28 protein-coding genes are annotated in these 25,440 nt (G+C 72.2%); 18 read left to right on the top strand and 10 right to left on the bottom strand.

Going from position 1 to position 25,440, the window contains the following annotated elements:
* Window positions 1–63: 63 nt before the first annotated feature.
* Window positions 64–210: a hypothetical protein gene (locus ACIA3K_RS16125; protein WP_396801797.1), complete on the top strand. Its 147-nt coding sequence runs from the start codon at window positions 64–66 to the stop codon at window positions 208–210.
* A 47-nt stretch (window positions 211–257) separates the two neighbouring features.
* Window positions 258–1,013 (top strand): EcsC family protein, encoded by a 756-nt coding sequence (locus ACIA3K_RS16120; protein ID WP_396801795.1) that lies wholly within the window; start codon window positions 258–260, stop codon window positions 1,011–1,013.
* Between the two features lie 22 nt (window positions 1,014–1,035).
* Here ACIA3K_RS16120 and ACIA3K_RS16115 read toward each other — a convergent pair whose 3' ends face one another.
* Window positions 1,036–1,887 (bottom strand): GDSL-type esterase/lipase family protein, encoded by an 852-nt coding sequence (locus ACIA3K_RS16115; RefSeq protein WP_396801794.1) that lies wholly within the window; start codon window positions 1,885–1,887, stop codon window positions 1,036–1,038.
* 190 nt (window positions 1,888–2,077) lie between these two features.
* Here ACIA3K_RS16115 and ACIA3K_RS16110 point away from each other — a divergent pair, with 190 nt between their 5' ends.
* From ACIA3K_RS16110 to ACIA3K_RS16090, 5 genes are read left to right on the top strand one after another with little or no spacing between them, the layout of a single operon-like run.
* Entirely contained in the window at window positions 2,078–2,341 is a 264-nt protein-coding gene (locus tag ACIA3K_RS16110) for a DUF6343 family protein (RefSeq protein ID WP_355050249.1), read from the top strand.
* Between the two features lie 13 nt (window positions 2,342–2,354).
* The gene (locus tag ACIA3K_RS16105) at window positions 2,355–3,770 is read left to right on the top strand and encodes an NADP-dependent succinic semialdehyde dehydrogenase (RefSeq protein WP_396801792.1); all 1,416 of its coding nucleotides are present in this window, start codon (window positions 2,355–2,357) and stop codon (window positions 3,768–3,770) included.
* A gap of 40 nt (window positions 3,771–3,810) precedes the next feature.
* Window positions 3,811–4,776: a TIGR03885 family FMN-dependent LLM class oxidoreductase gene (locus tag ACIA3K_RS16100; RefSeq protein ID WP_396801791.1), complete on the top strand. Its 966-nt coding sequence runs from the start codon at window positions 3,811–3,813 to the stop codon at window positions 4,774–4,776.
* Window positions 4,777–4,813: 37 nt separating this feature from the next.
* The gene (locus tag ACIA3K_RS16095; RefSeq protein ID WP_396801790.1) at window positions 4,814–6,388 is read left to right on the top strand and encodes a Na+/H+ antiporter; all 1,575 of its coding nucleotides are present in this window, start codon (window positions 4,814–4,816) and stop codon (window positions 6,386–6,388) included.
* Window positions 6,385–6,642 (top strand): UBP-type zinc finger domain-containing protein, encoded by a 258-nt coding sequence (locus ACIA3K_RS16090; protein WP_396801789.1) that lies wholly within the window; start codon window positions 6,385–6,387, stop codon window positions 6,640–6,642. The genes ACIA3K_RS16095 and ACIA3K_RS16090 overlap by 4 nt, the downstream gene beginning before the upstream one ends.
* Window positions 6,643–6,645: 3 nt before the next feature.
* On the opposite strand, the gene ACIA3K_RS16085 is transcribed toward ACIA3K_RS16090, so the two are convergent.
* The 4 genes from ACIA3K_RS16085 to ACIA3K_RS16070 all read right to left on the bottom strand — a co-directional run bounded on the left by ACIA3K_RS16085 (window position 6,646) and on the right by ACIA3K_RS16070 (window position 9,524).
* Window positions 6,646–7,179, bottom strand: coding sequence for a GNAT family N-acetyltransferase (locus tag ACIA3K_RS16085; RefSeq protein WP_396801788.1), 534 nt, complete (start codon window positions 7,177–7,179; stop codon window positions 6,646–6,648).
* Window positions 7,180–7,378: 199 nt separating this feature from the next.
* Window positions 7,379–7,924 (bottom strand): DUF222 domain-containing protein, encoded by a 546-nt coding sequence (locus ACIA3K_RS16080; RefSeq protein ID WP_396801787.1) that lies wholly within the window; start codon window positions 7,922–7,924, stop codon window positions 7,379–7,381.
* Complete coding sequence (locus tag ACIA3K_RS16075) at window positions 7,857–8,483, bottom strand: DUF222 domain-containing protein (protein ID WP_396801786.1); 627 nt, start codon at window positions 8,481–8,483, stop codon at window positions 7,857–7,859. The genes ACIA3K_RS16080 and ACIA3K_RS16075 overlap by 68 nt, the downstream gene beginning before the upstream one ends.
* Before the next feature lie 126 nt (window positions 8,484–8,609).
* Window positions 8,610–9,524 carry a hypothetical protein gene (locus ACIA3K_RS16070; RefSeq protein WP_396801784.1) on the bottom strand — a complete coding sequence of 305 codons (915 nt, stop codon included), beginning with the start codon at window positions 9,522–9,524 and terminating at the stop codon, window positions 8,610–8,612.
* 124 nt (window positions 9,525–9,648) lie between these two features.
* On the opposite strand from ACIA3K_RS16070, the gene ACIA3K_RS16065 reads away from it, so the two are divergent.
* The gene (locus ACIA3K_RS16065) at window positions 9,649–10,305 is read left to right on the top strand and encodes an HAD family hydrolase (RefSeq protein WP_396801782.1); all 657 of its coding nucleotides are present in this window, start codon (window positions 9,649–9,651) and stop codon (window positions 10,303–10,305) included.
* Window positions 10,306–10,367: 62 nt separating this feature from the next.
* A complete protein-coding gene (locus ACIA3K_RS16060; RefSeq protein ID WP_396801781.1) occupies window positions 10,368–11,249 on the top strand; it encodes an aminoglycoside phosphotransferase family protein in 882 nt (293 codons plus the stop codon).
* A gap of 60 nt (window positions 11,250–11,309) precedes the next feature.
* On the opposite strand, the gene ACIA3K_RS16055 is transcribed toward ACIA3K_RS16060, so the two are convergent.
* Window positions 11,310–13,919 (bottom strand): glycoside hydrolase family 9 protein, encoded by a 2,610-nt coding sequence (locus tag ACIA3K_RS16055; RefSeq protein WP_396801780.1) that lies wholly within the window; start codon window positions 13,917–13,919, stop codon window positions 11,310–11,312.
* Window positions 13,920–14,168: 249 nt separating this feature from the next.
* Here ACIA3K_RS16055 and ACIA3K_RS16050 point away from each other — a divergent pair, with 249 nt between their 5' ends.
* A complete protein-coding gene (locus ACIA3K_RS16050) occupies window positions 14,169–14,894 on the top strand; it encodes a PP2C family protein-serine/threonine phosphatase (protein WP_396801778.1) in 726 nt (241 codons plus the stop codon).
* Window positions 14,895–14,901: 7 nt separating this feature from the next.
* Here the strand turns inward: ACIA3K_RS16050 and hrpB are convergent, their stop codons facing one another.
* The gene (gene hrpB, locus ACIA3K_RS16045) at window positions 14,902–17,418 is read right to left on the bottom strand and encodes an ATP-dependent helicase HrpB (RefSeq protein ID WP_396802138.1); all 2,517 of its coding nucleotides are present in this window, start codon (window positions 17,416–17,418) and stop codon (window positions 14,902–14,904) included.
* Window positions 17,419–17,619: 201 nt separating this feature from the next.
* On the bottom strand, window positions 17,620–18,453 hold the full coding sequence (locus ACIA3K_RS16040) for a SigB/SigF/SigG family RNA polymerase sigma factor (RefSeq protein ID WP_396801777.1): 834 nt from the start codon (window positions 18,451–18,453) through the stop codon (window positions 17,620–17,622).
* A gap of 378 nt (window positions 18,454–18,831) precedes the next feature.
* On the opposite strand from ACIA3K_RS16040, the gene ACIA3K_RS16035 reads away from it, so the two are divergent.
* On the top strand, window positions 18,832–19,587 hold the full coding sequence (locus ACIA3K_RS16035; protein WP_396801775.1) for a hypothetical protein: 756 nt from the start codon (window positions 18,832–18,834) through the stop codon (window positions 19,585–19,587).
* Here the strand turns inward: ACIA3K_RS16035 and ACIA3K_RS16030 are convergent.
* Window positions 19,536–21,125 carry a phospholipase D family protein gene (locus ACIA3K_RS16030; protein WP_396801773.1) on the bottom strand — a complete coding sequence of 530 codons (1,590 nt, stop codon included), beginning with the start codon at window positions 21,123–21,125 and terminating at the stop codon, window positions 19,536–19,538. The genes ACIA3K_RS16035 and ACIA3K_RS16030 overlap by 52 nt on opposite strands.
* Window positions 21,126–21,256: 131 nt before the next feature.
* On the opposite strand from ACIA3K_RS16030, the gene ACIA3K_RS16025 reads away from it, so the two are divergent.
* From ACIA3K_RS16025 to ACIA3K_RS16015, 3 genes are all read left to right on the top strand, one after another.
* Window positions 21,257–21,385 (top strand): hypothetical protein, encoded by a 129-nt coding sequence (locus tag ACIA3K_RS16025; protein WP_355050233.1) that lies wholly within the window; start codon window positions 21,257–21,259, stop codon window positions 21,383–21,385.
* A gap of 168 nt (window positions 21,386–21,553) precedes the next feature.
* Entirely contained in the window at window positions 21,554–22,411 is an 858-nt protein-coding gene (locus ACIA3K_RS16020; protein ID WP_396801772.1) for an MBL fold metallo-hydrolase, read from the top strand.
* 2 nt (window positions 22,412–22,413) lie between these two features.
* Window positions 22,414–22,926, top strand: a complete 513-nt coding sequence (locus ACIA3K_RS16015; protein ID WP_396801771.1) for a MarR family winged helix-turn-helix transcriptional regulator — start codon at window positions 22,414–22,416, stop codon at window positions 22,924–22,926.
* Here the strand turns inward: ACIA3K_RS16015 and ACIA3K_RS16010 are convergent.
* On the bottom strand, window positions 22,881–23,423 hold the full coding sequence (locus ACIA3K_RS16010; RefSeq protein WP_396801770.1) for a GNAT family N-acetyltransferase: 543 nt from the start codon (window positions 23,421–23,423) through the stop codon (window positions 22,881–22,883). The two genes, ACIA3K_RS16015 and ACIA3K_RS16010, sit on opposite strands and share 46 nt — an antisense overlap.
* Window positions 23,424–23,496: 73 nt before the next feature.
* Between ACIA3K_RS16010 and ACIA3K_RS16005 the strand changes: the two genes are divergently transcribed.
* From ACIA3K_RS16005 to ACIA3K_RS15990, 4 genes are all read left to right on the top strand, one after another.
* Window positions 23,497–24,084 carry a TetR/AcrR family transcriptional regulator gene (locus ACIA3K_RS16005; protein ID WP_396801769.1) on the top strand — a complete coding sequence of 196 codons (588 nt, stop codon included), beginning with the start codon at window positions 23,497–23,499 and terminating at the stop codon, window positions 24,082–24,084.
* 135 nt (window positions 24,085–24,219) lie between these two features.
* Complete coding sequence (locus ACIA3K_RS16000; protein WP_396801767.1) at window positions 24,220–24,528, top strand: hypothetical protein; 309 nt, start codon at window positions 24,220–24,222, stop codon at window positions 24,526–24,528.
* Between the two features lie 9 nt (window positions 24,529–24,537).
* Window positions 24,538–25,035, top strand: coding sequence for a hypothetical protein (locus ACIA3K_RS15995; RefSeq protein ID WP_396801765.1), 498 nt, complete (start codon window positions 24,538–24,540; stop codon window positions 25,033–25,035).
* On the top strand, window positions 25,032–25,235 hold the full coding sequence (locus ACIA3K_RS15990) for a hypothetical protein (protein ID WP_396801764.1): 204 nt from the start codon (window positions 25,032–25,034) through the stop codon (window positions 25,233–25,235). The genes ACIA3K_RS15995 and ACIA3K_RS15990 overlap by 4 nt, the downstream gene beginning before the upstream one ends.
* Window positions 25,236–25,440 lie beyond the last annotated feature (205 nt).

The following is a 25,440-nucleotide window of genomic DNA, read 5'->3' as shown; positions in this document are numbered from 1 at the left end:
CCGGGTACATCCGTTGCGGGTTCGGGGTACACATGACTGAGGGATCACCGACAGGAGGACGTTATGTCTCTGATGCAGCGGATCAGCACTTTCCTGAAGTCCCCCAAGGGTCAGCAACTGGTGGACCGGGGTCGGCGCGAGCTGGCCAAGCCGGAGAACCAGCAGAAGCTCAAGGGGTTGGCCACCCGCCTGTCCAACCGCCGTCGCTGACCGCGCCACCGGCCGTCCTGCCCGTACCCACCCCCTGGGGAGACCCGGTGACCGACACCCCGCCCGCCGGCGGTCAACCCGCCGCGCCCACCCCCGAGCCGTCGGCCGACCTGCCGGTCGCGCCGGCGGCCACGCCCGAAGGTCCGCCGGCGCGGCTGTGGGACCGGATGCGTGACGATCCGCAGTACGCCCCGGAGCACCTCGCGCTGGAGGCGGTGCGCCGACTCGGGCCGGAGGCCGCGCAGTGGGCCGCCCGGGCCCGCAACGAGCACCCCGGCGTCTCGTCCGACGTCCTGGCCGACCAGGCGGTCCGCAAGTTCGTCAACCTGGCTCGCCTGTCCGGGGCGGTCTCCGGCGCGGCCGGGCTGCCCGGCGCGGTCCTCGACGTCGGCGTGCTGGCCTGGACCCAGGCGCGGATGGTCCTGCACGTCGCCGCCGCGTACGACGTCGACCCGCTGCACAGCGACCGGGCCACCGATCTGCTCGTCCTCCAACGGGTGCACAAGGTCGCCGAGAGCGCCCGCCTGGCGCTCGGGGTGGCCGCCGGCCGGGAGCGCGCCGACGCGCTCTTCGGCCTGGGTGGTCAGCGTCCGCTGGGCCGGGTCATGTTGCAGCTCGGCGTCCGGCTCGCCCAGATGGCCGGTGTGCGGGCGGCCAAACGCGTCATCGCCAAGATCGTCCCCGGGGCGGCGATCGTGCTCGGCACCTGGGCCAACTCGTCCGCCACGAAGGACCTGGCCGAGCGCTCGCGGGCGCTCTACGGTCGCCGTGGCACCGCCGTTCCGGAGCCCCGCCGTTCCTGATCCGCCCCTCTGGCGGGCTGACTCAGTCGGCCAGTCCGGAGGCGCGCCAGGTCACCTCGGCCAGCCGGTCCTGGCCGGTGGCGTTGGGGTGGAACCAGTCCAGCGGGTTGAGCAGGTCCAGGGTGAAGCGCACCCGGTGCGCCGCGCCGCCGTCGTGCCGGCAGCGCGAGCCGTACGCCCGGCAGGCCGCCACCAACTGCACGTTGTACGCGTCGATCCGCTCGCGGACGGCGGCCCGGCGGGCCTTGTCGGCGGCCGCGTTCGACGTCGCGTTGGCCAGGAGCGCCGGGCAGATGCCCCGCTTCCACGCGCGCGTCGCCCGTCCGTCGGTGTGCCCGACCTCCCAGAGCCGGTACAGGTCGGGGATGCTCACCACCAGCACCCGGGCCTTCGGTCGGCCGGTGCGCAACGCCCGCAGGCCCCGGTCGACGTCGGTGCGGAACGTGGTCACCGGGGTCATCGCGTCCACCCCGCCCCGGCAGATGTCGTTGGCGCCGATCAGCACGGTGACGTAGTCGGCGCGGTCGCGTACCGCTGCCTGGGCCTGGCCTTCCAGGGCGTCGGCGCGGGCGCCGGGCCGTGCGTGGTTGTACGCCCGGCCGCGGATCGCGGAGTCCTGGTCGAGCAGCCGCCGGTAGTGACTGTGTACCCGCAGACCGTCCCCGGTGGACCACGAGTTGCGCTCGCAGGAGGTGAGGACCAGGCAGGAGGCGAAGCCGGTGCTGATCGAGTCGCCGAGCGCGGCGATGCCACCGGGGCCGCCGGACGACGGCGTGCTCTTCGTGGGGCGCGGTGACGCCGACGTGCCACCCTCGCAGGCCAGCGCCACCAGTGCGGCGAGGCAGGCCAGGGCGGCGATCCAGCGTCGAGGCATGACATCCCCTGTCTCGCAGCACAGAGCGACAGCGCGGTAACTCTATGCGCTGGACCCGGTCGGGCGGGAAGTTGCTGTCGGGTATGCGGCGAAGGTGCCTCGGACCTGCCGTCGGGATGCTATAAGTGCCGCCGCGCGTGGAGTCGTCGGCCACCGGTTAACACCCCCGATCGCGGGTAGATCGGGAGGTATGACGAGATCGCAGCCCCGGCGCGCCCGTGGCACGGTCGGGCACGCGTACAGCGCCCTCAACCTGCGGCTCACCCTCGCCAGCTTCGGACTGGTGATCATGGTGATCTTCGCGGTGCTGGCGTTCTGGGCCGGGATCGCCTGGCTGGGCGTGCTCTGCGCGATCCTCGCGGTGGTCGCCGTGGTCGATCTGGTCGTGATCCAACGCCGCCGCGCCGCCCGCCGCCGCGAGGAGCCGGGCGTACGACACTCGCTGTTCGAGTGACAGGAGAAGCGAAATGCCGCACATCGCCACCACCAACCCCGCCACCGGTCAGGTGCTCAAGACCTACGAGGCGATGTCCACCGAACAGCTCGACGCCGCCATCGAGCGCACCGATCTCGCGTACCGGCAGCTGCGCGGCACAGGCGTCGAGGAGCGCGCCCGGTGGATGAACGCCGCCGCCGACCTCCTCGACGCCGAGCGGGACGAGATCGCCCGGATCATGACCACGGAGATGGGCAAGACGTACGCCGCCGCGCAGGCCGAGGTGACCAAGTGCGCCACGGCCGCCCGCTTCTACGCCGACAAGGCCCCGGCGTTCCTCGCCGACGAGCCCGCCGACGCCGCCGCCGTGAAGGCGACCAGGGCGTTCATCCGCTACCAGCCGATCGGCGTGGTGCTCGCCGTGATGCCGTGGAACTTCCCGCTCTGGCAGGTGATGCGCTTCGCCGCCCCGGCGTTGATGGCCGGCAACACCGGCCTGCTCAAGCACGCCTCGAACGTGCCGCAGACCGCGCTGCTGCTGGAGGACGTGTTCCGCCGCGCCGGCTTCCCGGAGGGCGCGTTCACCACCCTGCTGGTCGGCTCGGACGCCGTCGAGCGCATCCTCGCCGACCCCCGGGTACGCGCCGCGACGCTCACCGGCAGCGAGGCGGCCGGCCGGTCGATCGCGCAGATCGCCGGGCGGGAACTCAAGAAGACGGTGCTGGAGCTGGGCGGCAGCGACCCGTTCGTGGTGATGCCCTCGGCGGACCTGGACCGTGCCGCCGAGGTCGCCACCACCGCCCGCTGCCAGAACAACGGCCAGTCCTGCATCGCCGCCAAGCGCTTCATCGTGCACACCGACGTCTTCGACGCGTTCGCCGAGAAGTTCGCCGCGAACATGGCCGCGCTGCGTGTCGGCGACCCGATGGACGGCGACACCGACGTGGGGCCGCTGGCCAGCGAGCACGGCCGCGACGAGGTGCACGCCCAGGTGCGCGACGCGGTGGACAACGGCGCGACGGTGCTCTGCGGGGGCGAGCTGCCCAGCGGCGACGGCTGGTTCTATCCGCCGACCGTCGTCACCGACCTGACGCCGCAGATGCGGATGTGGTCCGAGGAGGTGTTCGGGCCGGTCGCCGGCCTGTACCGGGTGTCGTCCTACGACGAGGCCATCGAGGTGGCCAACGGCACGAGCTTCGGGCTCGGGTCGAACGCCTGGACCAGGGACCCGGCCGAGCAGGAGCGCTTCGCCACCGACCTGGACGCCGGCAACGTCTTCGTCAACGGCATGACCACCTCGTACCCGGAGCTGCCCTTCGGCGGCGTGAAGAACTCCGGCTACGGGCGGGAGCTGTCCGAGCTGGGCATGCGGGAGTTCTGCAACACCAAGACGGTGTGGGTGGGCGAGGGGGCGGCGTCGGCCGGCGCGGGCGCGCACGCCGAGTAGCAGGCATCACCGGACGTCGTCGTGGGTAGGAGATGCGCCCATGACGACGTTCGGGTTCCACGCCTCCCACGAGCAGATCAATCCCCGCGCCCTGCTGGAAGCGGTGATGCACGCCGAGCGGGCCGGCTTCGACGCCGCCATGTGCTCCGACCACTTCTCGCCGTGGAGCGAGCGGCAGGGCGAGTCCGGCTTCGCCTGGTCCTGGCTGGGCGCGGCCCTGCAGGCCACCGGCATGCCGTTCGGCGTCGTCAACGCCCCCGGCCAGCGGTACCACCCGGCGATCATCGCGCAGGCGATCGGCACCCTCGGCGCGATGTACCCGGGCCGGTTCTGGGCCGCCCTCGGCACCGGCGAGGCCAGCAACGAGCACATCACCGGCGACGCGTGGCCCCGCAAGGACGTCCGCTCCGCCCGGCTGCGCGAGTGTGTGGACGTGATCCGGGCGCTGCTGGCCGGTGAGGAGGTCAGCCACGACGGCCTCGTCCGGGTGGACCGGGCCCGGCTGTGGACCCGCCCCGAGGAGCCGCCCGCGCTGGTCGGTGCCGCCGTCAGCGTCGCCACCGCCCGCTGGTGCGCCGAGTGGGCCGACGGCCTGATCACCGTGAACGCGCCCGTCGAGCACCTGCGGGCGATGATCGACGCGTACCGGGACGCCGGTGGCCGAGGACCGCTGCACCTCCAGGTGCACGTCTCCTGGGCGCCGGAGCAGGCACAGGCCGAGGCGATCGCGTACGACCAGTGGCGCAGCAACGTCTTCGCCCCTCCGGTCTGCTGGGACCTGGAGACCGTGGAGCACTTCGACGAGGTGTCCGCCGACGTACCCGCCCAGCGGGTCGCCGACGTGGTGAACGTCTCGGCGGACCTGGGCCGGCACGTCGGCTGGTTGGAGGAGTACGTGGCGCTCGGCTTCGACCAGATCGCCCTGCACCACGTCGGGCAGGAGCAGCGCGGGTTCATCGACGCGTTCGGCGCCGAGGTGCTGCCGAAGTTGCGTCCGGCCGGCTGATCGGGCGTCGACGACCCGCCCCCTAGGCTCGTACCCCATGGAAAGCCTGTTTCCGGTCGTCGTCTTCCTGGCGATCGCCACCCTGGGCGCGGCGTTGGCCCGCCGGCTCGGCCTGCTCGCGCCGATCCTTCTTGTCGTACTCGGATTGGCCCTGTCCTTCCTCCCGGGCTTCCCGCAGATCCACCTCGAGCCGGAGTTGGTGCTGATCGGCATCCTGCCGCCGTTGCTCTACGTCGCGGCGCTGGAGACGTCGGTGCCGGCGTTCAAGAACAACATCCGGCCGATCCTGCTGCTCGCCGTGGGTCTGGTGCTGTTCACCGCGTTCGCGGTGGGCTTCGTGCTGCATCTGCTGCTGCCGCAGGTGCCGTTCGCGATCTGCCTGGCCCTCGGCGCGGTGGTCGCGCCGCCGGACGCGGTGGCCGCCACCGCGGTCGCGCGCCGCGTCGGGCTGCCCCGCCGGGTGGTCACCATCCTGGAGGGGGAGAGCCTCGTCAACGACGCGACCGCGCTGGTGCTGCTGCGGGTCGCGACCATGGCCACCATCGGTACGACCGTCGGCACGGCGGACGTGGCCGTCGAGGTGCTGCGCGCGACCGGCGGCGGCATCCTGATCGGCGCGCTCGGGGCGGTCGTCTTCGGCTTCCTGCACCGGCGGATCAGCGACCCGCTGCTGGACAACGCGCTGTCGTTGATCATCCCGTTCGCGGTGGTGTTCACGGCCGAGCACGTGCACGCCTCCGGTGTGGTCGCCGTGGTCGTCACCGGGCTGGCCCTCGGCCACAAGCTGCCGCAACTGCTGTCGGCGGCGTCCCGGCTGCAGACCGGGGCGTTCTGGCGGCTGGTGCGGTTCCTCCTCGAAGGGCTGGTCTTCCTCCTGGTCGGGCTGCAACTGCGGGACGTGGTACGGGATCTCGACGAGCCGGCCAGCTCCCTCGTCCTGATCACCGTGGCGGTGTTGGCCACCGTCTTCCTGACCCGCTTCGTCTGGCTCTTCCCGGCCACCTACCTGGCCCGGCTGGTCCCCCGGATTCGCCGCCGGGACGAGGCCCCCTCCCCGAAGATCCCGATCATCATCGGCTGGGCCGGGATGCGCGGCGTGGTGACGCTCGCGGCCGCCCTGGCCCTGCCGTTGACGCTGGCCGAGGACGAGCCGTACCCCCGGGCCCTGTTCATCTGGCTGGCCTTCGCGGTGATCGTGGTCACCCTGGTCGGCCAGGGCGCCACCCTCCCGCTGGTCGCCCGCCGGCTGAAGCTGCCCCAGGACGACCCGGTGCAGGACGCCCTGTCCGCCGCCGGAGTGCAGCAGCAGGCCAGCAGGGCAGCGCGGGACCGCCTGGAGGAGTTGGCCGACAGCGCGCCCGCTCCCGTGGTGGACCGGCTGCGTCGGGTGCAGGAGGACCGTACGAACATGGCCTGGGAACGGCTCGGCGGCGACGAGCGGGAGACCCCCTCGCAGGCGTACGGTCGGCTGCGACAAGAAATGATCGACGCCGAGCGGGACGTTTTCCGGGCTGCCCGGGACTCCGGTCGGATTCCTGAGGAGGTATTGGTGCAGGCCTACCGTGACCTGGACCTGGAAGAGTCGCTGCTGCGGCAGGAGGTGGACCAGTGAGCTGTCAGCACCTGGCTGAGGCGGGCACCGCCGAGCCGCTCACCCCGGACGAGTGCGCGGACTGCGTCGCCATCGGCAACACCTACTGGGTGCACCTGCGTACCTGCCTGAGCTGCGGGCAGGTCGGCTGCTGCGACTCGTCGCCGAACCAGCACGCGAGCAAGCACTTCGCGTCCACCGGTCACCCGGTGATGCGCTCGGCGCAGCCGGGCGAGGCGTGGCGCTGGTGCTTCGTCGACGAGGAGATCGGCTGACGCTCAGTCGAGCCGGCGCACGAGCAACTGCCCCGGCCACGGCTCACGCCCCGACCGGACCACGGTGAACGGCTCGGTCGGGGTGAAGCCGCAGCTCTCGTAGAACCGGACGAGCGCCCGGTCGTCACCGCCGTAACAGTCCACTCGCAAGAGCCCCAACCCCCGCGCCCGGGCCACCTCGGCGGCATGATCCAACAGCCGGGCGCCGATCCCCAGCCCGGCGTACGCCCGGTCGGTGACCAGCAGCCGCACGTACAACTCCGGCTCGGTGGCCGGGGGGACGTGCTCGGTGGCGGCACCCACCACGAGTGCGCCGACCGGCTGGCCGCCCCGCATCGCCAGGTACAGGTCGCCGCTGGTGGCCCACTCCTCGGCGCGGGCGATCTGGCCGGGATCGGTGGACGGCGGCCGGGTTCCCCACTGACCGGTCCGCCCGCGCGCGACCAGCCAGGCGGTGGCCACGTCGAGCAGCCGCAGCACGGCCGGGGCGTCGTCGGGGCCGCCGGGGCGGACGCTGACGGTCGACTGATCGCTCATGCCCGGCATCCTGCCAGGCGGTTGCCGGCCCGGGGTGGGCCGCCGCCGGGTGAACGCCCGACTAGGCCGGTGACGGCGAACAAGCGGCTGACAACACCCCGCCGACCAGGCCGCGGTCGAGTTGCCTGTGCGCGCTGGCGTCGCTTGGCCTGGCATTTCAGGGGCTTCAGTCGTGGTCGTACCCGGTCTCGTAGCGGGTCTACGTGCGCCGGTGGTACTGGTTGCGGCGGGGGACCTGATCGGGGTCGAGCCAGGCGGGTGGGATGAATTCGGGATGGTCGTCGCCGCCGAGTCGGATTGTCCACTCGCCGTGGTGGATGTGGCGGTGGTGGTGGCCGCAGAGGAGTACCGCGTTGGCCAGGCTGGTGTGGCCGCCGTTGGTCCAGTGTCGGATGTGGTGGGCGTCGCACCAGCGGGGTGGGCGGTCGCAGCCGGGGAAGGCGCAGCCTCGGTCGCGTAGAACGAGTGCGCGGCGCAGGGGGCCGGTGACGAGTCGGCGTTGCCGGCCGACGTCGAGTGTCTGGCCGGCGCTGCCGAGCACGGCGGGCAGGATCGCGGCGTCGCAGGCGAGTCGCCGCACCGTCGTCGGGGTGAGCCGTGGCCCCGTGTCGAGGGTGCCGGCATCGAGTTGCCGGGCCAGCACGTCGAAGCTGGTCGTCACGACGATCTGGGCGGGCTCACCGCCGTGGTCGGGCAGCTCGCCGGTGCGGAGCCCGAGCCGGCACAGGTCGGCGAGCGGTGACATGACGGTCGCGGTCGGCGCGGCGCGCCTCGGCCTCCAGCGCCGCCCTGGCGGCGGCTTCGGCAAGCTCGGGGGCGACATGGTCGAGGACCCGGGTGCCCAGCTTGCGCAGCAGGGTCGGCTCGAACTGCCCGGCCCACTCGACCAGGACGCCGACCGCCTTGTCGGCCGCCTCCGCGCCAGCGGCGGTGTGCACCGTCTGGACCGTCTCACCGATGACCCGCGCCTGCTCGACACTGATGTCCCCGTTTGCCAACGCGGCGCGCACCGCCGGCGCTCCGCCATCGAGGGCGCTCGCGAGATCGACCAACCGGCGAGCGGCGGAACTGTCGAGCCGAAGCCGGTCACGCAACCACACCGCCGTCGACGACGCGCCCTGCGCCCGGGCCGTGCCTCGGCCGTCCACCTCGCGCATCAGCGCCAGTTGCAGGGCTGCCAGGCGTTGCGCGAGCCGGTGCGCGGCGTCGAGGGCAGCGACGAGATCGCGCTCGGGAAGGGCCCACACGGTGGCGTCGAGGCAGTCAGCCACCGCCGTCTCCGCCTGCGCCAACCCCTCCAACATGGATCGAGACTAGAACAGGTGTACGACAAATTTCGGGGGCTGAACGCGTGACGGCGAACGATCTTGTGGTGCCGGTCGAAAGGCCGCCCGCTGAGCGGGCGACGCCCCACTGCATCGTTGGCCGGATCAGTCGTCGAGGCAGTCGGCCAGGCGTTCGGTGGCGAGGCAGGATATGAGGCACCGTTCCTTGGCGTCGCCGCTGAGGCGGGCGGTCCAATCGGTGAGCCCGCCGTCGCCGATCTCCAGATCGCCGTTCCGGACGGTGATCCGCAGGGCGCAGCCGGTGTAGTAGCCGCGACCACGCGTCCGCTCCGGCTCGTCCACCAGCGGCACCGGCCCCCGGGCCAGGACCGGTCGAACGGTGTCGGCCAGACGTTCGCGGATGACGTGGTCGTCGAGGGTCGTGACGTGCAGCCGGGGCGCCGCCGCCGGCAACAGATCGGCGAGGACGGTCTGCCAGTAGGTGAGGTGGCGGATCAGCAGTCGGGCCTGCGTGAGCCTCGAACCGACGTCCCGCGCGCTGGACACCAGGGCGAAGAGACGGAAGTGCGCCGACGCGCCGCCGCCGAAGTCCTGCGCCCGCAGCACGCGATGGACGGCCGCCAGATGCACCTCGCCCTGTTGGCGGCGACGCACGGCCGCCTCGATCGCGAGCGCGTTGGTGGGGTCGCTCAGCACCTCGCTGGCGCGCATCGTGGTGACGATCCTGTTCTGGCTGCCGGTCGCGACCGCCGTGCAGGTGCCCACCGGTACGACCGGCGACAGCTCCACTCCGGACACGTCGGCGGGCAGCAGGTGCCACATTCGGGCCTCCACTCGCGCGAGCACGCGAGGGTCCACGGTGGCCGGACGGACGAAGCGATCCTCACGCCAGCGGCGTACGACGTCGGCGGGACGCACTGTTGCCGCCCGGTCGCGGGCCACGCTCAACAGCAGAGTACGCAGGTTCGCGCCGGAGAGGCCGGCCAGCGCGGCCCGCGCTCCCTCTGGCAGCTCCCCCCACACCCGACGCTCGGCGTCGGTCAGTTCACCGTGGTCCACAGCTCTCACGATGGCCGACGAGGCGAACCCGGCCAACCGGGTTTACCCGCGCGGCGTAGAACGGGGCGACGGGCGCCGAACCTGCCACCTATGCTCACCGACGGCCGGACAGGACGGGGACAGGGTGATCAAGGCGGTCTTCTTCGATGTGGGCGGGGTGATCCTCGACGAGTCCCGCGAGTTCGCGGCCTGGGCGGACTGGCTCGGCGTCCCACGGCACACGTTGTCTGCGGTCTTCGGTGCGGTCGTCGCGCGGGGCCTGGACTATCGGGAGACGTTCCGGACCTTCCGGCCCGACTTCGACCTGGAGGTCGAGCTTGCCCGTCGAGCCGCCGCCGGGCAGCCGGAGACGTTCGGCGCGGAGGATCTCTACCCGGACGCGCGTGGGTGCCTCGCCGCGCTGCGCGATCAGGGTCTGCTGGTGGGCCTGGCCGGTAACCAGCCGGCCCACGCCGAGGCGACCCTTCGCTCTATCGACCTGGACGTGGACGTGATCGGAACGTCGTACTCCTGGGGCGTGGCCAAGCCGGCACCGGCCTTCTTCGATCGGGTGGTGGCCGAAGGCGGCGGTGACCCGGCGTCGATCCTGTACGTCGGCGACCGGCCCGACAACGACGCCCGTCCGGCCCAGGAGGCCGGTATGGAGACGTGCCTGATCCGGCGCTCGCCGTGGGGGCACATCCTCGACATGCCGGCCGTGGCCGACCGGTGCCTGTTCCGCATCGACTCGCTGCACGAGCTGCCGGCCCTGATCTCCGCACACAACAGCCGAGCCGACTAGCCGAGAACGACAGCCGGGCCGCATAGCCGAGCACGACGAGGGCGCGGTCGTAGGGTTTCGCTGTGACCGTCAAGCGGATGCCCGCCGCGGAGGTTCCCGTCTCTGTCGAACTGGTGCGCGGTCTGCTCGACCAGCAGCACCCCGATCTGGCGGACCTGCCGATCGAGATCCTCGCCAACGGCTGGGACAACCTCGTGTGTCGTCTTGGTACGGAGTTGCTGGTCCGGTTGCCGCGCCGCGCCATGGCCGCCGAGCTCACCGCGCACGAGCAGCGCTGGCTACCGGAGCTGGCCGGCCGTCTGCCGTTGCCGGTGCCAGCGCCGGTGCGGGTCGGGCAGCCGACGACCCGGTACCCCTGGTCATGGAGTGTCGTGCCGTTCTTTCCGGGCCGGATCGTGGCACTGTCGCAGCCAGACGACCCCTGGTCGGCGGCGGTGACGCTCGGCAGTTTCCTGGACGCGCTGCACACCCCGGCTCCGCCGGAGGCTCCCGTCAACCCGATGCGCGGGATTCCTCTGGTCGGCCGCGCCCCGGGGGTCCTGAACGGGCTCGCGCACGTCGATCCGGCCGATCGCGCCGACGCGCTGCGGATCTGGGAGGTGGCCGTGGCCGCACCCGCGTGGGGTGGTCCGCCGCTGTGGCTGCACGGGGACCTGCATCCCGCCAACATCCTCGTCGACCGGGGCCGGATCAGCGCCGTGATCGACTTCGGTGACGTCACCTCGGGCGATCCCGCGACCGATCTGTCCGTGGCCTGGATGCTGTTCACGGCCGAGCAGCGTGCTGCTCTCCGGCGGGCGTACGGCCGCGCGGACGACGCGACCTGGGAGAGGGCGCGCGGTTGGGCGCTGGCCCTGTCCGTGGTGTTCCTGACGCACTCGGAGGACAACCCCCTGATGCGTGGCATCGGCGAGCGTGCGTTCCGCCTGGTGCTGGATTCGTGATGGCGGTCGGGTGGTCCTGGTGGCCGCCCCCGGGGGGAGGGCGGCCACCAGGGGTCGTGCTCAGGACAGCGAGCAGGCCTTCCCGTTGACGGTGACCAGCCCCGGGTTGGGGTTGGCGCCGCCGCTGGTCGTCGCGTTGAACCCGAACGTCACCGTGCCGCCGGGCACGATCTTGGCGTTGTGCGACTCGTTCTTCGCGGTGACCGTCGCGCCCGCCTGGGTGACCTTCGCCAGCCAGGCCTCCCGGACGCGCTGGTCACCGGTGAACGCGAACCGCACGCTCCAGCCGTTGACCGCAGTGGACCCGGTGTTGCGGATGGTCAACTGGGCGGTGAACCCGGTGCCGCCCTGCCAGGTGCCGTAGTTGGCGTAGTTCACCGAGCAGGTCACGGCCGGTACGGCGCCCGCCTCGCCCTGGTCGGCCAGGAACGAGGAGATCCAGGCCAGCGCCGAGTTCCAGTTGATCGCCACCTCGTTCGTGGAGTACGAGTTGATGTCGTCGACGTAGCAGAACATCGGCTTGCAGCCGGCGAGCAACTGCGCCACGAAGGGGTCCTGCAACGCCGCGTTCGCGCCACCGGCGAGGGAGCCGGCGGGCGGACGGGGCAGGTTGGCGTCGAGCTGGTGGCCGAAGATCCGGCTGTGCTGGTTCTGCGCGGCGTGCTCGCCCCAGCCGGTGACGTACGAGATGTTCAGGGCGTTGCGGCCCAGGATGTAGTCCATCGCCTGCACGGCGCCGTCGCGGTAACGGGCGTCGCGGGTCAGGTCGAAGGCGGTGGCCAGGACGACCGCGTTGTTGATGATGCTGCTGTTCGCACCCCAGAAGTAGCTGTCGGCGTCCCCGGGCATCGGCAGCCCGTACGCCTGCCGGCGCAGCTCGGCGAGGTATGCGTCGGCGGCGGCGGTGACCGAGGCGCGAACCCGGGTCAGGTCGGCGGCGGGCAGCCCGTTCGGCACGGTGGCCAGGTCGAGGCGACCCAGCGCGGCGACGCTCTGCCAACCGAAGCCGCGCGGCTCGAACACGTTGCCGGTGTGGTGCGGCGACGCGGTCAGGTCGGTCAGGTAGGTCTGCGCCCCGGTGGTGAGGTACAGCTCGACCGCCGCCCAGTAGAATTCGTCGGTGACGTTCGAGTCGTCGTACGCGCCGCCGCCCGTGCCGTCGGTCGGGCTGGCGTACACCGCGGGGTGTGCCTTCGCGGCGGCGTAGGCCGTCTTCGCGGCGGTGCCGCAGCGGGACGCGAACGCCGCGTCGTACGGGGCGAAGAGTCGCGCGCACTGGGCGGCGGTCGCGGCCATGTTGAGGGTGGCCGCGGTCGACGGTGGGTGCAGCTCGCGCGGCTGCGGGTCGTCCTGCGGGGCGAGCGGCAGGCCGGTCCAGTTCTTGTCGTGGATCTTGTGGTGGACCATGCCGGCGAGCGGCTTGCCGGCCGGCACCTGCATGCGCAGCAGGAACTCCAGCTCCCAGCGGGCCTCGTCGAGGATGTCCGGGACGCCGTTGCCGCGCTCGGGCACCCGCAGGGTGCTGTCGGCCAGTCCGGCGCCGCCGTTGGCGGTGGCCGCCGTCTTGGTCCGCTCGAAGGTGTTCAGGAGCTGGTAGGTGGCGATGCCGCCGTTGACGACGTACTTGCCGTGGTCGCCGGCGTCGTACCAGCCGCCGCGCACGTCGAGGGAGTAGTCGCAGACGCCCGGCTGGCAGGGCACGCTGGTATCGCCCTGGTTGGGGGCGACGCCGAGGTGACCGGCCGGGCGGGCGTACTCGTCGCCGATCAGGTCACCGTCGATGGCGATGCCGCTGCGCTGGGCGTAGAAGAACTGCATCGAGTCGGAGCGCAGTTGGTTGTAGAGGGTGCCGGAGATGTCGAACGGGTGGCTGGTCTCGCCGTCGACGGTGAGCGTCAGCCCCGCGCCCGGGGTGCGGTAGCTGGAGAAGTCGACGGTCTGCACGTTCTGCCCGGAGGCGGCGTCCACGCCACGCGTGGTGGTGGTGCCGCTGGCCAGGACGGCCCCGGCGGCCGAGTGGAGCTGCCAGGGCAGCGGCGTGGTCGCCTCGGTGACCACCGTGGCGTTCTTCGGCCCGCCGGGCAGGTAGCCGACCTGGTTGACGCGGACGCGGGGCCCGGTGTCCGGCTCGTACGGCGCGGGGGGTTCGCCGCCGCGCAGCGACACGTCGTCGAGGCAGATGGTCTGCGCCTGCGCGCTGCCACCGACCTGGAAGATGAGCTGGGCGTTCTGGTTGTCGTCCGGGACGGTGAAGGTCGACTCGACACGCTGGACGGTGCCGGTGGCGGCGGCGTCCACGGCCGCGTACGTGGTGTACGGGGCGCTGCCGAGCTGGAGCACGGCCTTGACGGCGGTGCCGGGCGTGGCGGTGATGTCGAAGCCGAGCGTGTACTCGGCGCCGGCGATCAGTGGCACTCCGTCCTGGCCGATGCCGGCGTCCCACGGGTTGGCGAGTCCACCGGGGACGGCGGCGCAGAGCTGGCCGTCGGTGACCCCGAGTGAGTCGGTGCCGTAGGAGAACCACGGGCTCACACCCGCGCTGAAGTCCCCGTTGTCGATCTGCTCGGGGGCGTCCGGTGGAGGGGCGGCGTAGGCCGCTCCGGCGCCCGCGCCGGTGAGGGCCAGAGTGGTCGCCGCAGCCAGGAGGAGGCGACGTTTGGATGGCGTCACGGGGTAGTCCTTCCGGGACGGGAGGTGAGGCAGGTGGCGGTGGCGACCTGGGAGCGCTCCCAGGTCGAAGCTCGATGTTTCCAGTGGCGATACGTCCTGTCAATTGATCCGACTGGATGGGTTCTGCGGTCCGACGAGGGCGGAGACGCGCGCCAAGGTCGAACGCGAGACGTGAGATTGGCCGCGCCACGCGCCGTCGTCCTGATCTCCTAGAGACAACTGCGCCCTTCGCCTGGCAGGCTGCCTCCCATGACCCTGAAGCTGCGTTCCGTGGGAACGAGCGACCGTGGGCTGATCCGCAGCGGAAACCAGGACGCCCTGCACGCCGGCACCTGGCTCGTCGCCGTCGCCGACGGCATGGGCGGAATGGCCGCCGGTGACCTCGCCAGCTCGCTCACCATCGACGCGGTCGCCCCGCTGGACCTGGAGACACCCGAGGACGCCCTGGTGGCCGCCCTGCAGGACGGCATCGCGCTGGCCACCGCCCGCATCCGGCAGGCGGTCGCCGACGACCCCGAGCGCCAGGGCATGGGCACCACGTTGACCGCCCTGCTCTTCGCCCGTACCGGTAGCTGCCTGGCCCTCGCCCACGTCGGTGACTCGCGGGCCTACCTGTTCCGCGAGGGTGTGCTCAAGCAGATCACCCGCGACGACACCTTCGTGCAGATGCTCGTCGACCAGGGTGTGATCACCCCGGACCAGGCCAGCAGCCATCCGCGCCGGGCCGTCGTCACCCAGGCGTTGCAGGGCGAGGACGTCTCCCCGTCGTACGCGACGATGGTGCCCCGGTCCGGCGACCGGTGGCTGCTGTGCAGCGACGGCCTCTCCAACGTCGTCCGCCCGGACACCCTGGCCGAGGTGCTCGCCGCCTACCCCGACCGGTCCGCCTGCGCCGGCAAGCTGATCGACCTGGCGCTGCACGCGGGCGCTCCGGACAACGTCACCGTCGTGGTGGCCGACGTCGTCGAGGAGTAACCCCTGCTCAGCGCCGTCGCGGCGCGGCCCGGCGGGTAGGCGTCGCCGTGTCCGGGTCCTCGGGCCACGGATGGCGCGGATAGCGACCGCGCAGCTCGGCGCGGACCTGCGGATAGCCGGTACGCCAGAACGACGCGAGGTCCGCGGTGACCGCCACCGGCTGGCCGGCGGGGGAGAGCAGGTGCAGCAGCACCGGCACCCGGCCACCGGCGATGCGCGGGGCCGCCGGCCAGCCGAACGTCTCCTGGAGCTTGACCGCGAGCACCGGCGCGGCCGGGTCGGCGTAGTCGACGCGGATGCGTGAGCCGCTGGGCACCTCGATGCGCTCGGGCGCGAACTCGTCCAGGCGCGCGGCCTGCACCCACGGCAGCAGTCGACGCAGGGCCGAGGCCACGTCGACCCGGTTCAGGTCGGCACGCCGCCGGCCAGCGGCCAGCTCCGGCCCCAGCCACGTCGGGGCGGCGTCGAGCAGTGCCTCGTCGTCGACGTCCGGCCACCCGTCGTCGAGGTGCAGCCGGCAGAACGCCATCCGCTCGCGTAGCCCCCGTGCCGCCGGCGTCCACGGCAGCAGTCCCAACCCCTCCTGACGCAGGCCGGTGAGGAGCGCCGCCGTGATCTCCGCCCGGTCCGGGCGGTCCAGCCGCCGCGCCACCAGTTCGATCGCGCCCAGTCGGGTCACCTCCCGGGCCACCACGTCTCCGTCGGACCAGCCGACCTCCCGGCGCGTGGACAGCAGCGGGCCCGCCGCCTCCCGTGCGGTCGCCTCGTCCAGGCCGGTGGCGCGGCGGATCCGCGCCGAGGGCGCGCCGGGGCGGCGGTCCGCGACCGCCACCGCGAGCCAGTCGGCGCCGGCCAGGCTCGAGCCGGCCGCCAGCTCCGCGGCGGTCCCGCCCGTCATGAGGTACGACGATCCGCCCGGCCGCCGCACCCGGGCCAACCGCTCGGGGTACGCCAGACCGACGACCAGCCCGGCGGTGAGGTCGTCGGTCAGCCGGTCGGAGGTGGCGGACGCGCGGTCCGGCAGCGCGGCGCGCAGGCGGCGTACCTCGGCACGCCAGCGGGCGGTGGCCCCCGCGTCGACGCCGGCGCGCAACCGACGCCAGCCGGCCACCAGGTCGTCGCCCGGGCCGGCCGCGCTCTCCTCGGCGAGCAGGGCGACCACCTCGGCCGCGCGGTCGGAACCGACCCGGTCGGCGGCGTCGAGCAGCGCCCGGGCCAGCCGGGGGTGCGCCCCGGCGGAGGCGATCGCCCGTCCCCGGCCGGTGATCCGACCCGTCGCGTCGACCGCGCCCAGCGTTTCGAGGGTGTCCCGGGCGACGGTCATCGCGGCGGCCGGTGGCGCGTCGGGCAACGCGAGTCCGACGCCGTCCGGGCTGCCCCAGGCGGCCAGCTCCAACGCGAACCCGGTCAGGTCGGCGGTGGCGATCTCCGGCTCCGGCCGGGCGGGCAGTCGCTCGTGGGTGGCCTCGGACCAGCAGCGGTAGACGCATCCGGGCGCCTCGCGGCCGGCCCGGCCGGCCCGCTGGGTGGCGGCGGCCCGGGAGACCGGCACGGTGACCAACGCGCCCAGTCCGCGGGCCAGGTCGATGCGGGGCACCCGGGACAGCCCGGCGTCCACGACCGTCCGTACGCCCGGCACGGTGAGGCTGGTCTCGGCGAGCGCGGTGGACAGCACCACGCGACGCCGGTCGTCGGTACGGGGGCGCAGCGCCGCGTCCTGCTCGGACCCACGCTGACGGCCGTGCAACGGCAGCAGCGCGACGGTGTCCCGCAGGTCGGCGAGCCGCCCGGCGACCGCCGCGATCTCACCGGCCCCGGGCAGGAAGACCAGCACGTCGCCGTCCTGCTCGCGCAGCGCCCGGCGGACGGTGGCGGCCACGTGGTCGAGCAGTGCGCGGTCGACCGGGCCGGCCCCGGGCGGCGCGACGGGCCGGGGCGGCGGCGTCCAGATCCGCCGCACCGGGTGCAGCGCCGACTCGGCCCGGACCACCGGGGCCGGGGTGGCCCCGCCGAGCAGCGCGGCGAACCGGTCGGTGTCCGGCGTGGCGGACATGGCGAGGAGCCACAGGTCGGGCCGGAGCGTGGCCCGGGCCTCCACCGTGAAGGCAAGGGCCAGGTCGGCGTCGAGCTGCCGCTCGTGGCACTCGTCGAGCAGCACCGCGCCCGTACCGGGCAGCTCCGGATCGTGGTGCAGCCGGCGGACCAGCAGGCCGGTGGTGACCACCTCGATCCGGGTGGCCGGGGAGACCCGCCGCTCGCCGCGTACGGCGTAACCGACCCGGTCGCCGACGCGCTCGCCCAGCAGGTCGGCCATCCGCCGGGCCGCGGCGCGCGCCGCCACCCGGCGGGGCTGGGCGATCACCACCCGGCCGTCGACCCGGTCGGCCACCGCCAGCGGCGCGAGGGTGGTCTTGCCGGTGCCCGGCGGCGCGACCAGAACCGCCGCGCCGGCCGCGTCGAGCGCGGTGAGCACCGCCGGCAGGGTGGGACGGACCGGCAGGTCCAGGGTCACGTCGGAGAGCACGGCCCAGTCTCGCACCGGGCTCCGGCGGGCTCGACCTGCCCGCCCGGCCCCGGGCCGCCTCGCCGGCTGGCCCCCGGGCCGCTTGGGCGGGTGGACCGTACGCGAACGGCCGGGCCGCCGCCCCGAAGGGAAGCGACCCGGCCGACGTTCACACGGCCGAGGACCGGGGCCACGTTGACCCGGCCCTCGACCGTGACATCCCTAGTAGGTGCCGTCGAGCTGGCCCCGCAGCTTGGTCAGCGCCCGAGCGAGCAGCCGGGAGACGTGCATCTGCGAGACGCCGATCTGGTCGGCGATCTGCGACTGGGTCAGGTTGCCGTAGAACCGCAGGGTCAGGATCTTCTGCTCCCGCTCGTCGAGCGTGGCGAGCGCCGGGCCGAGGGCGACCCGCAGCTCGGCCAGCTCGAACTCGTTGTCCTCGCCGCCGAGCATGTCGCCCAGCTCGGTGGCCCGGTCACCGTCGCCGGTCGGGGTGGACAGCGACACCGCGTTGTACGCGCGGGCGCCTTCCAGGCCCTCCAGGACCTCTTCCTCGGTGAGCTTGAGGTGGGCGGCGATGTCGGCGACCGTCGGCGAACGGCCGAGGGTCTGCAGCAGCGAGCTGTTGGCGTCGGAGATGGCGAGCCGCAGCTCCTGGAGACGGCGGGGAACCCGGATGTCCCAGGTGCGGTCGCGGAAGTGGCGCTTGAGCTCGCCGATGATGGTGGGGATCGCGTAACCGGCGAAGTCGACGCCGCGCGACGGGTCGAACTTGTCGATGGCCTTGATCAGGCCGACGGCTGCGGTCTGCGCCAGGTCGTCGGTCGGCTCGCCCCGCCCGCTGTAGCGGTGGGCCAGGTGGTTGGCCAGCGGCAGCCAGGCCTCGATCGCGCGGTCCCGCAGAGCGGCGCGCGACGGGTGGTTGGCGGGCAGCGCGGCCATCGCGTTGAGGAGATCGGCGGCGCTGTCGGTGAGCGCGCGCGGGTCCAGCTTGGTGGTGCTGGTCTGCTCGGCTGTCTTGCTGCTCGCCTGCTCGGTGATCGTTGACGCGGTCATGGTGGTCCTCCCTGCACCTCGTCCGCGGACAAAAAGAAGGTGTCGCTTTGGTTTAGCTTCAGTTGGGCCGTTCGGGAGTCACCTTAACCTGATCGGCTCGCGGAAAGCTAGCCGAAAGGTTGATGTACTTAAGGTGTGTCGAACCACAAAACGCCCATAACCGGCGGCAAATGCGCAGACAGTGGAGTCTCATACCCGTTTTTCGGGCGATCCTGCGCCACCCGGTCCTCCAGATCGACCCGACCGGTCGGTGCTCCACCCCCGCCGAGAGGTCAACATGAAATCCGACAACCGGGCAGGGGTGTCGCCTATCCGTCGTTGTCCCGTCGGCGGGACCGGCCGTAGCGTCGCGGAGTAGACACCCGGTTCGGAGGCACCATGCTCGATCCAACCGCTCCCCAGCTCGTCGTGAACAGTCACACCCTCTACTTCAGCTGGTTGCCAGCGGATCCCGACGCGGTCGCCGCCCTGGTCCCCACCGGGCTGCGCCCCCGTGCCGACCGACAGGTGTTCCTCAACCAGTACGTCGTCGAGGACGAGACGCAGACCTCCGGCTTCGGCGCGTACTCGCTGACGTACCTCGGCGTCTCGCTGGCCGGCGTGGACGCCCCCGGCGGGCTCAGCCCCGGCGGCTGGTGGACCCACTACGTGGCCTCCAGCCGGGTCGTCCGCGAGTACGCCACCGCGCGCGGTGCTCCCGTGCTGGCCGGCCTGACCACGATCAGGCTCAACGGCGAGGCGCTGCAATCCGAGACCGAGGCGGACGGGGTGCCGCTGATCCGCGCCCGGTGTCGGGTCGGACAGACCGGGCACGTGATCAGCAGCGGGCACCACCGCTACTTCACGCGGCGCGACGGTCAACTGCTCAGCTCGGTCTACCCGTACGTGGCGGAGCCGGTCACGCCGTTCGAGATCGAGTCGGTGGAGTTCCTGCAACCCCGACACCCGATGTACGCGCTGCGCCCCGCCAACCCGCTGATCATCGGGTTCGGCTACTTCTCACCGCGCTCGTCGTTCGCCTACCCCGGAGGGCTCAGCGTGCACCCGGGCGGGGCCGGTCTGCCCGAACCGGCCCGGCCGGCTCACCAGGTGCCGGCCAGCCTCGCGCGCAGCGGCCTGCCGTCGGGGTCGTAGACCAGTCGGTACACCGGCAGCGCCCAGGCCCGCGTGAACCAGGGCAGCCGCTCGGGGCGGTGCGGGCGCAGCCGGCCGGGCGGACGCTCGCCGACCTGGCCGCCGTCGTACCACTCTTGAAGTTTGTCGGCCGCGGCCGTGATGGCCGCGACGGCGTCGGCCGGGTCGAGCAGGTCGGCGTCGTCGGCGCCGTCCGGATCGCGGTCCAGGTGCTCGCGCCAGAGCCGCAGCCGCAGGTCCCGGGCGTAGACCCGGGCCCCGTCGCCGAGGCCCGCCGGGTCGGTGGGCGTCCGCTCGTCGCGCGTGTCGTCGAGTACGGCGCAGGACAGCTCGCTGTCGTGGGTCCAGGAGCGGCGGTTGAAGTTGTCGCTGCCGACGCTGGCCCACACGTCGTCGACCACGCAGACCTTCGCGTGGACGTACACCGGCGTACCGGCGTGGTTCTCCACGTCGAACACGTGCACCCGGTCGGGCGCGGCGCGCTCGCACAGCGACAGCGCCTGCTCGCGGCCGACCATGTTGGGTGGCAGGGCGAGCCGGCCGTCCACGTCCGGGTGCCGGGGCACCACGGCGACCAGGTGCAGCTCCGGGTTCTCCCGCAGCGCCTGGGCGAACAGGTTCGCCACCTCGGTCGACCAGAGGTACTGGTCCTCCAGATAGATGAGGCGGCGGGCCCGCCGCACCGCCTTGGTGTAGCCCCGGGCCACGGTCCGCTCGCCGTCCGGGGCGAACGAGTAGCGCGGGCGCACGGCGGGGTAGGTGCGCAGCACCTGGATCTGGTGCGGCCCGCACTCGGGCGGGTCGGCGGGCTGGTCGGGCAGCGGGTCCGGTCGCAGGTCCGCGCCGCGCAGCCGGTCCCGGGCGTACGCCATGGGGTTCTCCGAGTCCAGCGGCATCGGGTCGGTCCAGCGCTCCCGGAACAGGGTGTCCAGCGCGCCGACCACCGGCCCGCGCACCGCGAGCTGCACGTCGTGCCAGGGCGGGTTCGGGCCGTAGCGGGAGGACATCTGCACCGGCTGGGGGTCGCCGTCGTGCGCGGCGTCGTCACGGCGGCTGTGGCACAGGTCGATGCCACCGGCGAAGGCGATGTCCCGCTCCGGGGCGTCGACGTGCCGCAGCACCACCAGCTTCTGGTGGTGCGAGCCGCCCCGGCGGACCCGCTGATCGAGCAGCACCTCGCCGCCGGCCGCCGAGACCGTCTCGCTGAGGTTGCGGTTCTCCGCCTCGCTGTAGGCCAGCACGTCCAGGTGTGAGCGCCAGATCAGGCCCTTGACCACCACGCCGCGCTGGGCGGCCTGGGCGAAGAGCTGCGCCACGGTGGGGCCGTCCGGGCGCAGACGCTGGTCCGGGTCGCCCCGCCAGTCGGTGAAGAAGAGGTGGTCGCCATCGGTCAACGCCTCCACCTCGTCGACCAGCCGGTCGAAGTACGCCGCGCCGTGAACCAACGGCTCGGCGAGGTTTCCCCTGGTCCAAACGGGTAACCCAGACACCGGGTTGGCGCGTTCCTGCGCGGTGAGGAACCAGTCCTGTAACGGCACGTCTCCAGCCCCCCGGAGGTCGACAACGTCCTCACGGTAGGACCCCCGACGCGGGTCCGCATGCCAGGCCGCCCGACCGGTGACCTGGATGACGCCACGCGAGCAGCGACAACAGCCAAGGAGGCCACACCATGCCCCGCGAAACGACGAACCCCGTGAACGAGTACCGCGAGCCGGCGGTGGAGAGCGAACGGGGGGCGCTGGTAGCGGTGTTGGTGATGGTGATTCTGGGTGTCGCGGGGATTTTCGCGGTGTCGTAAGGCTGCGGGGTCCGCCGCGCCCACTTCCCGCCGATCTTGCACTTTCAGTTGCCGAGATGAGCGCTCTTGGGCGCTTATGACTGAGCAGAAAGTGCAAGATCGGCGGACTCAATCCTCCTAGCTCAGACGTTCTTAACTCGGACGTTCCTGGGTCGTACGGTTTTGGGTGTGGTCATCTCACCTTCCTCGTACTGGACGGGCCGGCTGCCCGAGGCGACTCCGCCGGCCGGCATGGCGCTGTACCGTCTGCCCACCGGCACCTACACGACGCGGGCGGCGTTCGCCGTGACCGGAGGGTCCATCCGGGACAAGCGGGATTTCGCGGCCACCGCCGTGCTCATCGCCCACCCGAAGGGCGACCTGCTCATCGACGCCGGGTTCGGCGAGCACGTGGCGGAGCACATCAAGATGCTGGCGCGCATGGAGCGCGCTCCCCTCCAGCTCGGCCGGACCGCGGCGCAGCAACTCGATGCGGCCGGCTATGACCGGTCCCGGCTGCTGGGCGTGCTCGTCACGCACGTGCACTGGGATCACGTCAGCGGCCTGGACTCCCTGCGGGCGCCGGTGTGGATCAACGAGGCCGAAATCCGCTACGGCGCCGACGACTCGCACGGCAGGGTCTTCCGCGCGGTGTCGCAAGGCCTGGAGATCCAGGAGTACGCCTTCGACGGCCCGGAGTATCTCGGCTTCCCGGCGAGCTTCGACGTCTACGGAGACGGCTCGGTGATCGTGGCCCTCGCCGCGGGGCACACCTCGGGTTCGGTCGTCGTGTTCGTCACGCTGCCCGCCGGGAAGCGGTATGCGTTCATCGGCGACCTCACCTGGCAGATGGACGGCATCTCCCGTGGTGCGGAGCGCCCGTGGCTGATGCGCCGCGTCGCCGACGTCGACGCCGAGACCGTCCGGGTCGGCCTGCGGCGCAGCATCGCCCTCAGCCGCCTGTTGCAGGTCGTTCCGGCCCACGATGTCGCCGCCTACGACAGCATCCCGCTCCTGCCGTCCCGGTTCCCGAGCGTCACACTGTGACCATGCCGGCCTCACCCGCCTCGAGCCGCCCCGGTCCGACGATCGACGACGAGGCACCGCAGCGCCCCACGCTGGGGCCGGGGCCCGACTCCGAACTCACGTGGCTGCTGCACCGGGCGGCCCAGCGGATGCACGCACTCGTCGGCGCGGAAGCAGAACGCCACGGCCTGACGCTGCGCGACCACATCGTCCTCAGCGCCCTGCACAAGACCGCCGATCTCACCCAGGTCGAACTCGGGCAGGCCCTCGGCATGGACAAGACGACTCTCACTGCGGAGATCGACCGGCTCGAACGCCTGGAACTCGTCTCACGGCGCGTCAACCCGCGAGACCGGCGGGCCCGCATCGTCGCCATCACCCCGAAGGGCGACGCGGTGCGGGAGGCTATCGCCGCCGGCGCCGAAGCTCGGGAGGCCGATGCGGTCCGGCCCATCCCGGCGGCCGAGGTCGTACAGCTGCGACGGGCCCTCTACGCCATCATCGGCTCGGCCGACGACCCGGGATCGTGCATCTGAACGCTTCCCACGACGCGGCCGTCAGCGGGTGCTCGGTCAGATAGGACGCGTTCGTAGCAGACCGAGTTGTCGGAGCCCACGTACGCGCCGTACAGCGGGATCTCGCGGTAGCCCTCGCGCTCGTAGAAGCGCATCGCGTCCGGCTGGGCCACGCCGGTCTCCAGCCGGACAGTCGTCCAACCGCGCTCCTGTGCGGCGTTCTCCAGCCCCCGGAGCAGGTCGGTCGCCAGCCCCGAGCCGCGGCGTGCCGGTACCACGTACATCCGCTTGATCTCGACGGTGACCGGGTCGAGGCGGCGCAGCGCGGCGCAGCCGAGCGGTTGGCCGGTGGCGTCGTCGACCGCGACCAGGAACAGGTCGATGTCCTCGGCGGTCGGCGGCGGGCCGGGCTCGTGGTCGTCGGTACCGTAGCGCAGGTCGAGTTCGGCCCTCTGCGCCAGCCGGAGCGCCTCTCCCGCCGGGTCGGTCCAGGGCCGCTGCGTGATGGTCCAGGTCATGCCGCTCCTCACCAGTGCTCGGTAACAAGCGTTACGGTAACATCCGTTACGACGACAATGGAGGGTGAGAATCGTGTCGCTGCCAGCCGACCGAGCGGCCCAGGGCGAGGCTCTGTCGCGCGCGGTCTGGGACGTGCTTGCGCAGCAGGGCCTCGAAAAGCTGACGGTGCGCGCGGTCGCCGCGGCGGCCGGCTGCACGACCGGCCTGGTCATGCATCGCTTTCCGAACCGTCGAGCGCTGCTGCTGCACGCCCGGCAACTGCTGCACGACATCACCCGGGAGCGGGTCGAGGCACTCGAAGCCGCGGCCACCTCGCCACGGGCGGCGCTGCGCGCGGTCCTCCGCGAGGGCATGGCGACCGATCCGGAGACGACCAACTGGAGCATCGTCTGGTTGGGCTTCCTGGCTGCGGCGGTGGCGGACGACGAACTGATCGGCATGCACCGCCGCAACAACCGGGCCTGGCGGCAACGGGCCGAGCGGCTGGTCGCCGCGGCCGCCCCGGACTGGCCGGCCGACCAGGTCGGCACGGTCGCCCTGGGGTTGATCGCGATGACCGAGGGAGTCGCGGCTCTCGCGGCCGCGGATCCCGCCGCGTACCCGGCGAAGGTGCAGGAACGCATGCTCGACGCCGCCCTGGCGGCCTATGGCCTTGGCTGAGGTAGCCGCCCTGCGGAACCAGAGCGGTCTAGCTGGCTCCGGCGCCTGATCGTCTCCAGATCGCCGGTGTCGAGGCATCTCGTCGCGCGGAAAGCCCGACACCGCTGGATCACCTGTGGCCCTAGGATCGGGGCCGTGGATGACAGCGGGCGGCTAACACCCACCTTGGCCGATCCGTGGTGGGACCTGCGCGGGGACGATCCCCGCGAACGACAGCAACGCCAGGCACTGCATGCCGAACTTCTCGTCGAGGTGGCACCTGGCCATCCATTGCATGGCCAGCCCACCACGGTCGTTGCCCGGTCGCAGGCGTCGGACGACATCCTCGTCCAGCTTCCCGAACGCTGGGCGCTCGTCCACCTCACCTGGAGAGCTGCCCCGGAGACTCCACCGTGGCCGAAGACCACGTTCTACGACACCCTCCACGCCCTCGTGCAGGGCTAACGAGAGGCGGTGCGCGTGGGGAACCCCTTGCACGTCAATGGTCTGGTGCTGCCCGCCTTGATGACCGAACTCCTCAACACCCGCCGCTGGCGGCATCCAGGTGACGACGTTCTCCGCGATCTCATGCCCTGGTTCAAATCTCCGCTGGACTTCCTCACCAGCGTCGAGTGGATGCGCCGCGAGAGTAGATCGCTCGCCATGTTCGCCGACGACCCTCCGTCGTCGTACCTGTTCCGGGAGGCACGCGGCAGCACCGTCACCGTCAGCGTCGAGCTGCCCTGGCTCGACGCGGAGCAGGCAGTGTTGATTGCGGTCAACCGCATCCCCGGTGACGACGTCGCAATGGCCCTCGACTATCGGACCGATGCCGCCGACCCCCGAGTCGTGGCCAGCGACTTCTGGACCGATCCGGAGCAGTGCTCATGGCGGATCGTCACCCCGACCTTCTCCCAGCTCGTAGAGACCTTTACGCCGACCTTGCCGACGACATGCTCGGAAGTCTCATGATCAGTCAATTCTCCTCCGGCGCAGTTCTCGACATGCTCGTCACGTTTATCGGGCTCGCCGATGCCGTGGTGCTTCCACCTGGCTGCCCCACCCTGCTCGCGCACGAAGGGCAGCGGTGCCACCTTCCCGAGGAGCTTCGCGCCGCCGCGCTGGTGATCCGGTCGGGCGCGGACGTGGAGCGTGTCCTGAGTAACTGCTAGCAACGTGGTCGAACGCCCGTCGGTCCGTGACGTGTCGCGGCGAGTTGACCTCCGGCCGCAGAGAGCTTCAACCGCCATCGCTGGCAATCTTGGACACTTACTGTTAGCTCGGCGGGCTCAACCGGTGGTTGCAACATTCAGGAGTTGGGCCATTTTTTCGCCGGGGGTGGCCCAGCTCAGGGTCATGCGGGGGCGGTCGTTGAGT

Source organism: Micromonospora sp. NPDC051543 (assembly GCF_044454415.1).
Classification (GTDB): domain Bacteria; phylum Actinomycetota; class Actinomycetes; order Mycobacteriales; family Micromonosporaceae; genus Micromonospora.
The sequence above is the reverse complement of the archived record's forward strand: the minus strand, read 5'-3'. Positions and strand labels throughout refer to the sequence as shown.

Coding starts and splice junctions, on each gene's coding strand:
- ACIA3K_RS16075 (WP_396801786.1), bottom strand. CDS start 8,483: ATGTTGGAGGGGTTGGCGCAGGCGGAGACGGCGGTGGCTGACTGCCTC.
- ACIA3K_RS16115 (WP_396801794.1), bottom strand. CDS start 1,887: ATGCCTCGACGCTGGATCGCCGCCCTGGCCTGCCTCGCCGCACTGGTG.
- ACIA3K_RS16015 (WP_396801771.1), top strand. CDS start 22,414: ATGCCGGCCTCACCCGCCTCGAGCCGCCCCGGTCCGACGATCGACGAC.
- ACIA3K_RS16100 (WP_396801791.1), top strand. CDS start 3,811: ATGACGACGTTCGGGTTCCACGCCTCCCACGAGCAGATCAATCCCCGC.
- ACIA3K_RS16010 (WP_396801770.1), bottom strand. CDS start 23,423: ATGACCTGGACCATCACGCAGCGGCCCTGGACCGACCCGGCGGGAGAG.
- ACIA3K_RS16105 (WP_396801792.1), top strand. CDS start 2,355: ATGCCGCACATCGCCACCACCAACCCCGCCACCGGTCAGGTGCTCAAG.
- ACIA3K_RS16040 (WP_396801777.1), bottom strand. CDS start 18,453: ATGACCGCGTCAACGATCACCGAGCAGGCGAGCAGCAAGACAGCCGAG.
- ACIA3K_RS16110 (WP_355050249.1), top strand. CDS start 2,078: ATGACGAGATCGCAGCCCCGGCGCGCCCGTGGCACGGTCGGGCACGCG.
- ACIA3K_RS16050 (WP_396801778.1), top strand. CDS start 14,169: ATGACCCTGAAGCTGCGTTCCGTGGGAACGAGCGACCGTGGGCTGATC.
- ACIA3K_RS16085 (WP_396801788.1), bottom strand. CDS start 7,179: ATGAGCGATCAGTCGACCGTCAGCGTCCGCCCCGGCGGCCCCGACGAC.
- ACIA3K_RS16080 (WP_396801787.1), bottom strand. CDS start 7,924: ATGTCACCGCTCGCCGACCTGTGCCGGCTCGGGCTCCGCACCGGCGAG.
- ACIA3K_RS16025 (WP_355050233.1), top strand. CDS start 21,257: ATGCCCCGCGAAACGACGAACCCCGTGAACGAGTACCGCGAGCCGGCG.
- ACIA3K_RS16095 (WP_396801790.1), top strand. CDS start 4,814: ATGGAAAGCCTGTTTCCGGTCGTCGTCTTCCTGGCGATCGCCACCCTG.
- ACIA3K_RS16035 (WP_396801775.1), top strand. CDS start 18,832: ATGCTCGATCCAACCGCTCCCCAGCTCGTCGTGAACAGTCACACCCTC.
- ACIA3K_RS16125 (WP_396801797.1), top strand. CDS start 64: ATGTCTCTGATGCAGCGGATCAGCACTTTCCTGAAGTCCCCCAAGGGT.
- ACIA3K_RS15990 (WP_396801764.1), top strand. CDS start 25,032: ATGATCAGTCAATTCTCCTCCGGCGCAGTTCTCGACATGCTCGTCACG.